We start from the raw sequence: 12,794 nt of genomic DNA on the forward strand, positions 1-12,794 counted from the left end.
TCAGAAGTGAAACGCCGTAGCGCCGATGGTAGTGTGGGGCCTCCCCATGCGAGAGTAGGGAACTGCCAGGCATCAAACAAGTGAAGAAACCCTGAACGAAAGTTCAGGGTTTTTTTACGTCTGCAGATCGGCGAAATCAGGGTTGTTTTACGTCTGAAACTGACGCCTGAAGTTTAGCCAGACGATCATAAAACCCCCGGGTTACTGACCTTTTCTCAGCCATTTTTCAATAAAATCAGCAACCTTAACCGGCTGATTAATATCGAGAAGTGGGCGGTCGATCGTTAAGTTCTCATCGCTGGCCAGCGCAACCACGTATTCATCCATTAAATCAGCAAATTCCCCTTTGACACCACGCCGCCACAGCGCGATTTTGGGTACTGGCTCATCTTTAAAGCCCTCAACCAGCACCAGATCCAGCGCGGAACTGTCCATCCGCGCGACCAGTTCCGCCAGATTCAACGTCTGATCAGGGGTTTCACACATCAATGCCCAGCGCTGAGTACTGGCAACAATCACCTGATCGGCACCTGCTTTTCGCAGCAGATAGCTATCTTTTCCCGGCGTATCAATGTCCATTTGATGATGGGTATGTTTGATTAACCCAGAACGAATACCGCGAGCCTTAAGCAGCGGTATCACCTGTTGCAGCAAAGTGGTTTTTCCGGTGCCACTCCACGCAACGATCGCCAGTAAAGGCACGCTCATCACTGCTTTTCCCCATCAACTAAATCGTCGGGCGTATTAATGTTGCGGAAAGCTGCCTCAGAATCCGTGAACGTCACGGCATGCCCACCATGTTCACGCAGAAACTGCATTAAACGCCGCTCACCACGAAGCAGCCAGGCTTCCAGATCGTCGGCCAGTGATCGATTGACCAGTGCCAATGCTGGATGATCACGCTGCGTTGATCGTACCCACACCGCAGGTGCCGCGCCGCGCTGCTGCCATAATCGTGCAACGAAGTCCTCCGGTAACCAGGGCGTATCACAGGCACAAAAGGCGACCCACTCGGTCTTACTGTGCTGCAAGCCACTTAACATGCCTGCCAACGGACCGGGGTAATCTGGCATCGAATCAGTAATGACCTGACAACCGCTAGCCTGATAACGATCAATGTTACGGTTGGCGCTTATCAACACAATATTGACCTGTGGCATCAAACGCTGCAAAACGTGCTGATAAAGCGGTTTGCCCTGCAATTCCAGCAGCCCTTTATCCAGGCCGCCCATACGACTGCCTTGCCCACCTGCGAGGATCACGCCGGTAAATGCGGTCATTTTCGTCTCCTTGATCATACTGGACGATACTTGCATAACGGCAGCCTACCACTGCATAGAGGAATCAATGATGAAATATCACCGACTTAATGAATTGTTCGAACTCCTGCAACCGGCCTGGCAAAAGGAGTCTGACCTTAACCTGCTGGCATTTTTACAGAAACTGGCGCAGGAATCAGGCTTCAGTGGCCCATTAAGTGAATTAACCGATGACATATTGATTTACCATCTCAAAATGCGTGACGCTGACTACGATGCGGAAATTCCCGGACTGAAAAAGGATTATGAAGTGGACTTCAAAACCGCGCTATTACGTGCACGCGGTGTGATTAAGGATGATGAGTAGTGTTATCCTTGCGCATTCCTTGCAACGGTAACACACAGGCAAAATGATGAGCGAAGCCGCCTTTAATTTCCAGACGCTGGACCCCGATGTCATCCTGGATGCACTTTGGGATGCGGGTCTGCGTGTCGAATCCGGCTTAACCGCCCTCAATAGCTACGAAAACCGTGTCTATCAGTTTAGTGATGACGACAAACGTCGTTATGTGGCTAAGTTCTATCGCCCACAACGCTGGAATGCGCAACAAATTCTCGAAGAGCACCAGTTCACGCATGATCTGTTGGCCGATGAAGTGCCTGTTGCAGCACCACTGGCACTGCAGGGCAGTACGCTGAATCGCCATGCTGGTTTTATGTTTGCCGTTTTCCCAAGCCTGGGTGGGCGACAGTATGAAACCGATAATGAAGAACAGATGGAGTGGGTGGGCCGCTTTCTTGGTCGCATCCATCAAACAGGTCGGCAGAGCTTGTTTCAACAGCGTCCAACCTTCGGCCTGGAAGAGTATGTCTTACAACCTCGCCAGGAGCTGGAGCAAAGTACGCTGGTACCGGCTGCCCTGAAGGATGCGCTGCTGAACGCCGTTGATAAACTTATCGGCACCCTACAGCAGCGCTGGCATGATAAATGGCAGCCGCTCAGGCTGCATGGCGACTGCCATCCAGGTAATATCCTGTGGCGCGATGGCCCGATGTTTGTCGATCTTGACGATGCACGCAACGGGCCTGCAGTGCAGGATCTGTGGATGCTGGTAAACGGCGATCGTCAGGAACAGCTGATTCAGTGGGATATTCTGCTGGAAGCTTATAATGAATTCAGTGACTTTGATTTACATGAATTGTCACTGATTGAGCCTTTACGCGCTATGCGCATGGTTTATTATTTGGCCTGGGTGGTACGCCGCTGGCAGGACCCGGCTTTTCCGCGCGCCTTTCCCTGGATGACCGATGAGGATTTCTGGCGCCGACAGATTGCACTATTTATCGAGCAGGAGAGGCTGTTACATCAACCCCCGTTGCAGCTTAGCCCGCAATTTTAATGAAGTACTCAGGAGATTTTTTCACGATGAAAAAGATTATGTTTGCGCTGGTAGGTTTAATGCTGGCATTTGGCGCCTCAGCGGCACAGTTCAATGACGGCAAACAATTCGTCACGCTGCCAAAGCCGGTTGCTGGTGAGCCACAGGTATTGGAGTTCTTCTCCTTCTTCTGCCCGCACTGCTACCAGTTCGAACGCGTCTATCACGTGAGTGATGCCGTGAAAAAGAACCTGCCAGCAGACACTAAAGTGACTAAATATCACGTTGATTTCCTCGGCGGAGACTTCGGTCCTGTTGTGACTCAAGCCTGGGCGGTCGCGATGGCGCTGGGCGTGGAAAGCAAAGTCACTGCACCGATCTTTGACGGTATTCAGAAAACCCAAACCATTACCGATGCGGCGAGCCTGAAAGCCACCTTCATCCAGGCTGCTGGCATCTCATCAGAAGATTATGATGCAGCCTGGAATAGCTTTGCGGTAAAAGCGTTGGTCGCCCAGCAGCAGAAAGCGGCAGCCGATCTTAATCTGCAGGGCGTGCCAGCCATCTTCGTTAACGGCAAATACATGGTGAACAACGGCGGCCTGGACACCAGCTCTATGGACAATTTCGTTGCCGATTACGCCAACGTAGTGAAATTCCTGGTTGAGAAGAAGTAATTAAGCTCGAATAAACGCCGGCGATGTCGGCGTTTTTACTCCCTTTCCCATGACGTAATAATGATATTCCCGTTAACCCTCCGCTTAATATCCACATGGACGATCACCTTTTCAAAAAGGCGCGCTTCATCACGGTAAGTTAATAACAAATTGAAAAACAATAACTTTTATCTGTAAAATGATTGCAATAAGCGTAAATAACAATACGTTATGAATTTTACGCACAAAGTTATCCACAGACCGATCCTTGCGATCCACTCCGCGTAACAACGAAAAAGATCCTGACATCCCTGCTCTGATTCAACATTCCTCTCTGGTTGTGGCATCCTTATAGCCCTCATTATCGCAACGAAGAAAATACGAACCTATGGCGCAAATTGCAGAAAATCCCCTGATTCTGGTAGACGGATCCTCTTATCTCTACCGGGCGTATCATGCCTTTCCGCCGCTGACCAACAGTGCAGGCGAGCCCACGGGCGCGATGTACGGTGTGCTCAACATGCTGAAAAGTTTGCTGATGCAGTATCAGCCGAGCCATGTGGCCGTGGTCTTCGATGCGAAAGGCAAAACTTTCCGCGATGAATTATTCGAGCACTACAAATCGCATCGTCCGCCAATGCCCGACGATCTGCGTGCACAGATCGAGCCGCTGCACGAGATGGTCAAAGCGATGGGATTACCGCTGCTGGCGGTGACCGGCGTTGAGGCTGATGACGTGATTGGTACTCTGGCACTGGAAGCAGAAAAGCAGGGCCGTGCAGTGCTGATCAGTACCGGTGATAAGGACATGGCGCAGCTGGTCACGCCGGGCATTACGTTGATCAATACCATGACCAACACCGTGTTGGGCCCGGAAGAGGTTGAGCAAAAATACGGTGTGCCGCCTTCATTGATTATCGATTTCCTTGCCATGATGGGTGACAGCTCGGATAACATTCCGGGTGTGCCTGGCGTGGGTGAGAAAACGGCACAGGCGCTGCTGCAGGGCCTGGGCGGTATGCAGTCGATTTACGACAACCTGGATAAAGTGGCGGATCTCTCGTTCCGTGGCGCGAAGACCATGGCAGCGAAGCTGGAGCAGAATCGCGAAGTTGCATTCCTGTCCTATCAGCTGGCGACCATCAAAACGGATGTAGAACTGGAACTGGGTTGTGAGCAACTCACCGTTAACGAACCGGACGTTGAAAAGCTGCAAAATCTTTTCGGCCGCTATGAATTCAAACGCTGGATCACCGATTTACAGGACGGCACCTGGTTGCAGGGCAAAAAGAGCAATGTGCAGGCGCAGAAATCGCTGGCGACTGAACCTGTGGCTGCGGTGGCGGAAACCGCTAGCGTGCTGTCATCTGACGGCTACGTCACCATTTTGGATGAGGCAACCTTCGACGAGTGGCTGCAAAAACTGAAAAAAGCAGAACTCTTTGCCTTCGATCTGGAAACCGATTCTCTGGATAGCTGGAGTGCCAACATTGTCGGCCTCTCCTTTGCGGTTGCGCCCGGTGAAGCCGCTTATCTTCCGGTGGCCCATGACTATCTTGATGCGCCAGAACAACTCGACCGCAGCGACGTGTTGAAAAAGCTAAAACCGCTACTGGAAGACGCTAAATCTGCAAAAGTCGGTCAGAACCTCAAATACGATCGTGGCGTGCTGAAGAACTACGATATTGAGCTGAACGGCATTAAATTCGACACCATGCTGGAATCTTATTGCCTGAGCAGCGTCGGCGGCAAACATGATATGGATAGCCTGGCTTCGCGCTGGCTGAACCATAAAACCGTCACCTTCGAAGAGATTGCCGGTAAAGGAAAAAATCAGCTGACCTTCAACCAGATTGCTATCGAGCAGGCCGCTCATTACGCTGCAGAAGACGCAGATGTCACGCTGCAGTTGCATCTGCAGATGTGGCCGAAGCTGGAGCAGGAAGCGGGTCCGAAACAGGTCTTCACCGATATCGAGATGCCGCTGGTGACCGTGATTTCACGCATTGAACGCAACGGCGTATTGATCGATCAAAACATCCTGGCCAAACATTCGCAGGAGCTGACCGCACGTCTGGCGGAACTGGAGTTGAAAGCGCACGAACTGGCAGGCGAGCCGTTTAATCTCTCCTCCACCAAACAGCTGCAAACCATTCTGTTTGAAAAGCAGGGCATCAAGCCCACTAAGAAAACGCCGGGTGGCGCACCGTCAACCAGCGAAGAAGTGCTGGCTGAACTGGCGCTGGACTATCCGCTGCCCAAAGTGATTCTGGAGCATCGTGGCCTGTCTAAGCTGAAGTCGACTTATACCGACAAATTGCCTTTGATGATCAATCCGGTTACCGGCCGCGTGCATACTTCTTATCATCAGGCGGTCACGGCCACCGGACGTCTCTCATCTACCGATCCCAACCTGCAAAATATCCCAGTGCGCAACGATGAAGGCCGTCGTATTCGTCAGGCTTTTATCGCAGGTAAAGATAATCGCATCGTCGCGGCTGACTACTCGCAAATTGAACTGCGCATCATGGCGCATCTGTCGCAGGATAAAGGCCTGCTGGATGCGTTTGCGCAGGGTGAAGACATTCACCGCGCGACAGCGTCAGAAGTCTTTGGTGTTGCGCTGAGCAAGGTTTCAGGTGAGCAACGCCGCAGTGCCAAGGCAATTAACTTTGGCCTGATTTATGGCATGAGCGCCTTCGGTCTGTCGCGCCAGTTGAATATCGGTGCTGGCGAAGCGAAAAAGTATATGGATCTCTACTTTGAGCGTTATCCGGGCGTACTGCGTTACATGGAAGAGACTCGCACCCAGGCGGCCGAGAAGGGCTACGTGGAGACACTGAATGGTCGCCGCCTGTGGCTTCCGGACATCAGCTCCAGCAACGCCATTCGTCGTAAGGCGGCAGAGCGCGCGGCGATTAACGCCCCGATGCAGGGCACCGCAGCGGACATTATCAAACGCGCGATGATCGCTGTAGATGGCTGGTTACTGCAACAGCAGGATGACGCTGTGAAGATGATCATGCAGGTACACGATGAACTGGTGTTTGAAATCCACAAAGACGCGGTAGAGAGTGCGAGTGCGACGATCCGCCAACTGATGGAGAGCAGCATGAAACTTGATGTACCGCTGCAGGTTGAAGTGGGAACGGGCGATAACTGGGACCAGGCGCACTAAGGAACGTTGTCGGCGGTATATCTATGCCGCTGACATCGTCATAAGAAAAAAGTTTACTTAATCGGTTCAGCAACGATGTAAAGCCGCTTGTTAAATGCGCATTTTGTAACTGCCTATCGGCTAAGCATTTTTTTAGTAATTAAACTACACGCCTTAAGCCAAAGTGTGACGGACCCGGTAAAAAAGATGTGGAATCCTGAAACTTAACAACAAAAAACCCTTTGTTGGTCAGGAAAAATCAGGTAAAGTTCATCGCGTAGGGTACAGAGGTAAGATGTTCTATCTTTCAGACCTTTTACTTCACGTAATCGGATTTGGCTGAATATTTAGCCGCCCCAGTCATTTATGACTGGGGCGTTTTTTATTGGGCTTTTTCTGAAAAGCGGGTCGTAAACCCGCGCTTCACATTACGCAGAAGGGGCTTCTTCATCTTCCTGCGCCGGTTCCAGTTCACTGAACCAGCTATCCAGTTTCTGGCGAACGATATCAACGCCGATCTTCTTGAGTGACGAGAACATCTCTACCTGCACATCACCCATAAAACTTAATGCTGCCTCACGCACCAGTTTGAGCTGCGCTTTACGTGCACCTGATGCCAGCTTATCTGCTTTGGTTAACAGCACCAGTACAGGGATGCCGCTCTGGACTGCCCATTCAATCATATTCTGATCGAGGTCTTTCAGCGGATGGCGAATATCCATCAGCACCACCAGGCCTTTCAGTGCCTGGCGCTTCTGCAAATATTCAGACAGCGCACGCTGCCATTTACGTTTCATCTCTTCCGGGACTTCGGCGTAGCCATAACCCGGCAAGTCGACCAGGGTTTTCCCCTCGACGACCTGGAACAGGTTGATGAGCTGAGTACGACCTGGCGTTTTACTGGTACGCGCCAGGCTTTTCTGGTTGGTGATGGTATTCAGCGCGCTGGATTTGCCTGCGTTAGAGCGTCCGGCAAACGCGACCTCAATGCCCACATCTGCCGGTAAATGGCGAATATCCGGGGCGCTGAGCACGAAGTGGGTCATGTGATAATTCAAAGCAGACAAAGTAAAGCTCCAGCAAAGTGATTCGTTCAATTGGGCTGATTATACCTGTTATGGCGCAAAAGTGCCCGATAGCGTCTTAACGCGTCATTTTGTAAGAGATCGACGATAATTACTGCCAGTCATTACCGATTAATAGAATGTTCATATGTTGGATAGCGTAATATTTTCAATAAGATAAATAGATATTGAAAATTACCGCTCTAAATTAAAGACATGTCTCACTTGTTCATTTTACTGATTGGTCTACATTTGGTGTCAGTGCACGGCAGCACCCATCAGGATGATGCGCTCAGGAGTGTCGGGGATGACCAGGAGCATGGCAGGATGTGATTCAGGTATGAGTCGGACAAGGAAAAGGATTACTCGCAGGAGCGATGAGGCGAAGGAGCAACCGGGACGTTGAGAGCTGTAAAGGATTTATACCGTTATTCCTTCAGTAGAAGGTGCGAAATAAGGCGATAGCATAGGCTATCGCCTTTTTTCTTTGTCATCTTTCTGCTAGATTTCGCCGCAATTCTATACTGAAGAAAAATCGCCGAGACCGGACACCATGAAGCAACCTGCACCAGCCCAGCGTGGCAAACCTGCTGCTAAAGCCAAACGCAAATCGCGTGAAGAATTGAACCAGGAAGCACGCGATCGTAAACGCGATAAAAAGCACAGAGGCCATAAAGCGGGCAGCCGTGCTAACCCGGAAACCAAAGGCGCTGGCAAAGGCCAGGGTCAGAAAAATGCCGATCCACGTACTGGCAGTAAAAAACCGGTTGCGCTGGTGGCCGATGGTAAAACCGTACCGGAGAAAAAGCCGGTAGCGAAAGCCAGGCCGAAAGCGGAGAAGGTTCGTCTGACACCGGAAGAAGAGCTGGCGAAGCTGGAAAATGATGAACGCCTCGACACCTTACTGGACCGTCTGGAAAGTGGTGAGACACTCAGCGCTGAAGATCAGGCATGGCTCGATCAGACGCTGGATCGCATTGACGAACTGATGGAAACCCTCGGTATCGCGTTGGATGACGGTGCTGAAGATGAACAAGCCGAAGTCGATATGATGCGCTTGTTAAAAGGCAACTAAGTCATTTTTGATCGGCATGCGCTTTTGCGCATGCCGCGCTAAACAGGTATTCGCTGATGCTTTGGCCTGGATCAATTTTAGCGCTGCTGCTGACATGTTATCTCCTGTGGTTATTGTTTAAACTTCGTCGCCTGTCGCGTCTGAAGTCGCGTTTACGCCGGCGTACGGCTCACCGCTATCTCTCCTCTTCTGCAACGCGACCCTCCCTCAAACGACGTCACCGTAAGGAGTGAGCATGTCATCGCAGCAGATTGAATGGGACCAGCGGCTGATTGAAAAATACAATTACGCGGGTCCGCGTTACACCTCATACCCCACTGCGCTGGAGTTCAATGAGAACTTTGGCGAGGCAAGCTTCCAGTTTGCGGTTGAACGCTATCCTCAACGTTCTCTGTCGCTGTATGTCCATATTCCGTTCTGTCATCGCCTTTGCTACTTCTGCGGCTGTAATAAGATTGTGACGCGCCAGCTGCACAAGGCCGATCGCTATCTGGATGTGCTGGAGCAGGAAATCCGCCAGCGTGCGCCGCTGTTTGCCGGACGCCGCGTCACGCAATTGCACTGGGGCGGTGGTACGCCAACCTTTCTCAACCAAGCTCAGGTCAGCCGGCTGGTGGCGCTGCTGCGTGGCCATTTTGAGATTGCTGATGACGTTGAGATGTCGATCGAAGTCGATCCACGCGAAATTGAGATGGCGATGATCGATCATCTGCGTGCTGAAGGTTTTAATCGCCTGAGTATGGGTGTGCAGGACTTCAATAAGGCGGTGCAGGAGCGTGTCAATCGCGTGCAGGATGAAGAGACTATCTTCGGGCTGGTCGAGCGAGCGCGTGCGCGAGGATTCCGCTCAGTCAGCCTGGATCTGATTTACGGCCTGCCGCTCCAGACGCCCGAAAGCTTTGCCTTCACCTTACAGCGAGTCATCGCGCTTAATCCCGATCGTCTCAGCGTATTCAATTACGCGCACATGCCGACGCTGTTTGCTGCACAACGCAAAATCAAAGATGAAGAGCTGCCCGGTGCGGAACAGAAGCTGCAAATCCTGCAGCAAACCATTGGAACCTTAACCAATGCAGGCTATCAGTTCATCGGGATGGATCACTTTGCCAAACCGGATGATGAGCTGGCCATTGCGCAACGTGCGGGTGAACTGCACCGCAATTTTCAGGGGTACACCACGCAAGGCGAGACTGAGCTGGTGGGATTTGGCGTCTCAGCGATCAGTATGCTGGGAGACAGTTATGCTCAGAACCAAAAAGAATTGAAAGAATACTATGCCAGCGTGGAGCAGAGCGGGAACGCGCTATGGCGTGGTTTGACACTAAGCGACGATGACTGTCTGCGCCGTGATGTCATCAAAACGCTGATTTGTCATTTCTCATTAGATTTCGCGGCGATTGAAGCGCAGTGGCCGATCACCTTCGAAACCTATTTTGCGGAAGATTTAGCGTTACTGGCGCCTTTGATGGCGGATGGTTTGCTGGAACGGCGTGGGCGTAGTCTGCATGTCACAGGAATTGGGCGTTTACTGATTCGTAACATCTGCATGTGCTTCGATCGTTATCTGCGCCAAAAGGCTCGCATGCAGCAATTCTCGCGGGTGATATAAAAATCAGGGGAGCATCGCGCTCCCCTGATTCTCACTTATTCCATTCCGAGCTCTTTCAGTTTACGCGTCAGGGTATTACGACCCCAACCCAACAAACGTGCGGCTTCCTGCTTGTGTCCCTGAGTGTGACGCAGGGCGGTGGTGAGCAGCGTGCGCTCCATCTCCGGCTGCGCTTCAGAGAGCAGGTTTTGATGACCGGAACGCAGCGCGCGGTCCGCCCATTGTGCCAGCAAGGTGGCCCAGCTATCCGGCAGAGACTGCACTGGATTGTCCGGCGTGCTCGACTCAAACAGTTCCGGCGGCAGATCCTGAATCAGTACTTCCTGGCCTGCAGCCATCACGGTTAACCAGCGGCAGGTATTTTCCAGCTGGCGTACGTTACCGGACCAATGCAGGCGCGTCAGCGCGGTTTCGGTTTCCGGATGCAGAATCTTCGCTTCGACGCCCAACTCACGCGCGGCGACTTGCAGGAAGTAGCGCGCCAGACGTGGGATATCTTCACGACGCTCACGCAGCGGCGGTAAGTGCACGCGAATCACGTTCAGGCGATGGAACAGATCCTCACGGAACTTGCCTTCCTGCACGCGCAACTCAAGGTTTTGGTGGGTTGCCGCGATAATACGCACATCCACTTTCACCGGTGCGTAGCCGCCCACGCGATAGAACTGGCCATCGGCCAACACGCGCAGCAAGCGGGTTTGCACGTCGAGCGGCATATCACCTATTTCATCAAGAAACAGCGTGCCCCCATCGGCCTGTTCAAAACGGCCCTGACGGATCTGATTCGCCCCGGTAAAGGCCCCTTTCTCATGCCCGAACAATTCGGATTCGATCAGGTCTTTTGGGATTGCCGCCATATTCAGCGCGATAAACGGTGATTTGGCACGCGGGCTGTGACGATGCAGCGCATGCGCCACCAGTTCTTTACCGGTACCGGATTCACCATTAATCAGCACGCTGATGGAAGAGCGCGACAAACGGCCGATGATGCGAAACACATCCTGCATCGCCGGCGCTTCGCCAATGATGTCGGTTGTCGGGCCGCTTACCGGCTGATTACGCGGCTGCTGCTGTTCCTGATAGTGACTGATCGCACGTTCAACCAGCGCGACCGCTTCATCAATATCAAACGGCTTGGGCAGATAATCGAACGCGCCTTGTTGATATGCGCTGACGGCGGCATCAAGATCCGAATGCGCGGTCATTATGATGACCGGTAGCATTGGGTGACGCTGTTTAATTTGTTTCAGCAGCGCCAGTCCATCCATGCCCGGCATGCGAATATCCGATAACAATACATCTGGGGTTTTACTTGAGAGTGCATCCAGCACCTCATTGCCGCTGTCAAATGTCGCGCAGCTCAAACCGGCTCCAGTGAGCGCACGTTCAAGCACCCAGCGGATGGAGCTATCGTCATCGACGATCCAGACTATCCCTCGTTGCATAGAAACCTCACTGGCGAATAGGCAGGTAAACCGAGAATTCGGTATGTCCTGGCCAACTGTTAAATTCTATTTTTCCTGAATGCTGATCGATCAGGCTGCGGGCGATGGAGAGACCTAAACCGGTGCCTCCTTCACGACCACTCACCATCGGATAGAACAGCGTGTCCTGTAGCTGAGCAGGAATGCCAGGGCCATCATCTTCAATATCAATACGTGCCACCAGGCGATAACGGGTGCCGTGCAGCGTCAGCTGAAACGCGGTACGGGTGCGGATCACGATAGTGCCACCTTCGTCACCCAGCGCCTGCAACGCATTACGCACTACGTTGAGTAGCACCTGCTCAATCTGATCGGGATCGTGTGGCAGCTCGGGCAGGCTCGGGTCGTAATCACGCACCAGCGAGACATTGTCCGGCAGCTCCATCGAGACCAGATTCACCACGCGCTCCGCCACCTGATGAATGCTTTGTGTGACGTGCATACCGGGCTGTTGGGGCCCCAGTAAACGATCAACCAGATTACGCAGGCGGTCCGCCTGTTCGATAATAATCCGGGTATATTCATGCAGCGAAGGATCGGGCAGAGCACGCGTTAATAACTGCGCGGCGCCGCGTAAACCTCCGAGCGGGTTTTTAATTTCATGCGCCAGTCCGCGCACTAAATCACGTGCAGCGACCTGCTGAGCATGTTGCAGCTGTTCCTGGCTGAGACGGCGTTGATTATCCATCGGCGCCATTTCCAGCAGGATAAGGCCATCGGGTAGACGCTGCGCGGTCAGCGACATAATGTGCGCGCGGCCATCGACCACTAACGTCACTTCGCTGTCGGTAAAGCCCTGGCCTGCTCCAAGACTCTCGCTCATCACCTCAATATTCAGCGAAAAATAGCCGGTTAATTCCGGTAATGGCGTGCCGAACAATTTGCGTGAGCTTTGCGCCAGTAATTGCTGCGCCGCCGGGTTGGCGTAATGGATAACCAGATCGTTATCGACCAGCAAAATACTGTTGATTAGAGAGTTAAGAATCTGCCCCGCGTCGGGCAGTGTGCCAGTTGCCATACAGCGTTCCTCTGCACTAATTTAGTGCATTATAGCCTTTTGGGACTGAAAACTATCATTTGAACGATGAATTCGCGGTGAAAAAAGCCCATC

The 12,794-nt window shown here is 52.3% G+C and carries 11 protein-coding genes; 6 read left to right on the forward strand and 5 right to left on the reverse strand.

Annotation, left to right across the window (positions count from 1 at the left end):
- Window positions 1–201: 201 nt before the first annotated feature.
- Window positions 202–708 carry a molybdopterin-guanine dinucleotide biosynthesis protein MobB gene (gene mobB / locus H7A81_RS10540; RefSeq protein WP_182057455.1) on the reverse strand — a complete coding sequence of 169 codons (507 nt, stop codon included), beginning with the start codon at window positions 706–708 and terminating at the stop codon, window positions 202–204.
- Window positions 708–1,280 carry a molybdenum cofactor guanylyltransferase MobA gene (gene mobA, locus H7A81_RS10545; RefSeq protein ID WP_182057456.1) on the reverse strand — a complete coding sequence of 191 codons (573 nt, stop codon included), beginning with the start codon at window positions 1,278–1,280 and terminating at the stop codon, window positions 708–710. Before mobA ends, mobB begins: the two co-directional genes overlap by 1 nt.
- Before the next feature lie 70 nt (window positions 1,281–1,350).
- Here mobA and H7A81_RS10550 point away from each other — a divergent pair, with 70 nt between their 5' ends.
- The 4 genes from H7A81_RS10550 to polA all read left to right on the forward strand — a co-directional run bounded on the left by H7A81_RS10550 (window position 1,351) and on the right by polA (window position 6,472).
- Window positions 1,351–1,626, forward strand: coding sequence for a YihD family protein (locus tag H7A81_RS10550; protein ID WP_182057457.1), 276 nt, complete (start codon window positions 1,351–1,353; stop codon window positions 1,624–1,626).
- 46 nt (window positions 1,627–1,672) lie between these two features.
- The gene (locus H7A81_RS10555; protein ID WP_182057458.1) at window positions 1,673–2,659 is read left to right on the forward strand and encodes a serine/threonine protein kinase; all 987 of its coding nucleotides are present in this window, start codon (window positions 1,673–1,675) and stop codon (window positions 2,657–2,659) included.
- A gap of 26 nt (window positions 2,660–2,685) precedes the next feature.
- A complete protein-coding gene (gene dsbA, locus H7A81_RS10560) occupies window positions 2,686–3,315 on the forward strand; it encodes a thiol:disulfide interchange protein DsbA (protein WP_034823914.1) in 630 nt (209 codons plus the stop codon).
- Window positions 3,316–3,682: 367 nt separating this feature from the next.
- A complete protein-coding gene (polA, locus tag H7A81_RS10565) occupies window positions 3,683–6,472 on the forward strand; it encodes a DNA polymerase I (RefSeq protein WP_182057459.1) in 2,790 nt (929 codons plus the stop codon).
- A 407-nt stretch (window positions 6,473–6,879) separates the two neighbouring features.
- Here the strand turns inward: polA and yihA are convergent, their stop codons facing one another.
- Entirely contained in the window at window positions 6,880–7,518 is a 639-nt protein-coding gene (yihA, locus tag H7A81_RS10570; protein ID WP_058960150.1) for a ribosome biogenesis GTP-binding protein YihA/YsxC, read from the reverse strand.
- A 550-nt stretch (window positions 7,519–8,068) separates the two neighbouring features.
- Between yihA and yihI the strand changes: the two genes are divergently transcribed.
- Together yihI and hemN are read left to right on the forward strand one after the other, a co-directional pair.
- Window positions 8,069–8,590: a Der GTPase-activating protein YihI gene (gene yihI, locus H7A81_RS10575; RefSeq protein WP_182057460.1), complete on the forward strand. Its 522-nt coding sequence runs from the start codon at window positions 8,069–8,071 to the stop codon at window positions 8,588–8,590.
- Between the two features lie 235 nt (window positions 8,591–8,825).
- A complete protein-coding gene (hemN, locus tag H7A81_RS10580; RefSeq protein WP_182057461.1) occupies window positions 8,826–10,199 on the forward strand; it encodes an oxygen-independent coproporphyrinogen III oxidase in 1,374 nt (457 codons plus the stop codon).
- 35 nt (window positions 10,200–10,234) lie between these two features.
- On the opposite strand, the gene glnG is transcribed toward hemN, so the two are convergent.
- Window positions 10,235–11,644: a nitrogen regulation protein NR(I) gene (gene glnG, locus H7A81_RS10585; protein WP_034823905.1), complete on the reverse strand. Its 1,410-nt coding sequence runs from the start codon at window positions 11,642–11,644 to the stop codon at window positions 10,235–10,237.
- Window positions 11,645–11,651: 7 nt separating this feature from the next.
- Window positions 11,652–12,701, reverse strand: a complete 1,050-nt coding sequence (gene glnL / locus H7A81_RS10590) for a nitrogen regulation protein NR(II) (protein WP_034823903.1) — start codon at window positions 12,699–12,701, stop codon at window positions 11,652–11,654.
- Window positions 12,702–12,794: the final 93 nt, after the last annotated feature.

The sequence above is a fragment of the Pantoea sp. ME81 genome (assembly GCF_903970985.1).
GTDB classification, from domain to species: domain Bacteria; phylum Pseudomonadota; class Gammaproteobacteria; order Enterobacterales; family Enterobacteriaceae; genus Pantoea; species Pantoea communis.

What these genes read in the sequence shown, in the direction of transcription:
- mobB (WP_182057455.1), bottom strand. Translation starts at nt 708, where the DNA reads ATGAGCGTGCCTTTACTGGCGATCGTTGCGTGGAGTGGCACCGGAAAA.
- mobA (WP_182057456.1), bottom strand. Translation starts at nt 1,280, where the DNA reads ATGACCGCATTTACCGGCGTGATCCTCGCAGGTGGGCAAGGCAGTCGT.
- H7A81_RS10550 (WP_182057457.1), top strand. Translation starts at nt 1,351, where the DNA reads ATGAAATATCACCGACTTAATGAATTGTTCGAACTCCTGCAACCGGCC.
- H7A81_RS10555 (WP_182057458.1), top strand. Translation starts at nt 1,673, where the DNA reads ATGAGCGAAGCCGCCTTTAATTTCCAGACGCTGGACCCCGATGTCATC.
- dsbA (WP_034823914.1), top strand. Translation starts at nt 2,686, where the DNA reads ATGAAAAAGATTATGTTTGCGCTGGTAGGTTTAATGCTGGCATTTGGC.
- polA (WP_182057459.1), top strand. Translation starts at nt 3,683, where the DNA reads ATGGCGCAAATTGCAGAAAATCCCCTGATTCTGGTAGACGGATCCTCT.
- yihI (WP_182057460.1), top strand. Translation starts at nt 8,069, where the DNA reads ATGAAGCAACCTGCACCAGCCCAGCGTGGCAAACCTGCTGCTAAAGCC.
- hemN (WP_182057461.1), top strand. Translation starts at nt 8,826, where the DNA reads ATGTCATCGCAGCAGATTGAATGGGACCAGCGGCTGATTGAAAAATAC.
- glnG (WP_034823905.1), bottom strand. Translation starts at nt 11,644, where the DNA reads ATGCAACGAGGGATAGTCTGGATCGTCGATGACGATAGCTCCATCCGC.
- glnL (WP_034823903.1), bottom strand. Translation starts at nt 12,701, where the DNA reads ATGGCAACTGGCACACTGCCCGACGCGGGGCAGATTCTTAACTCTCTA.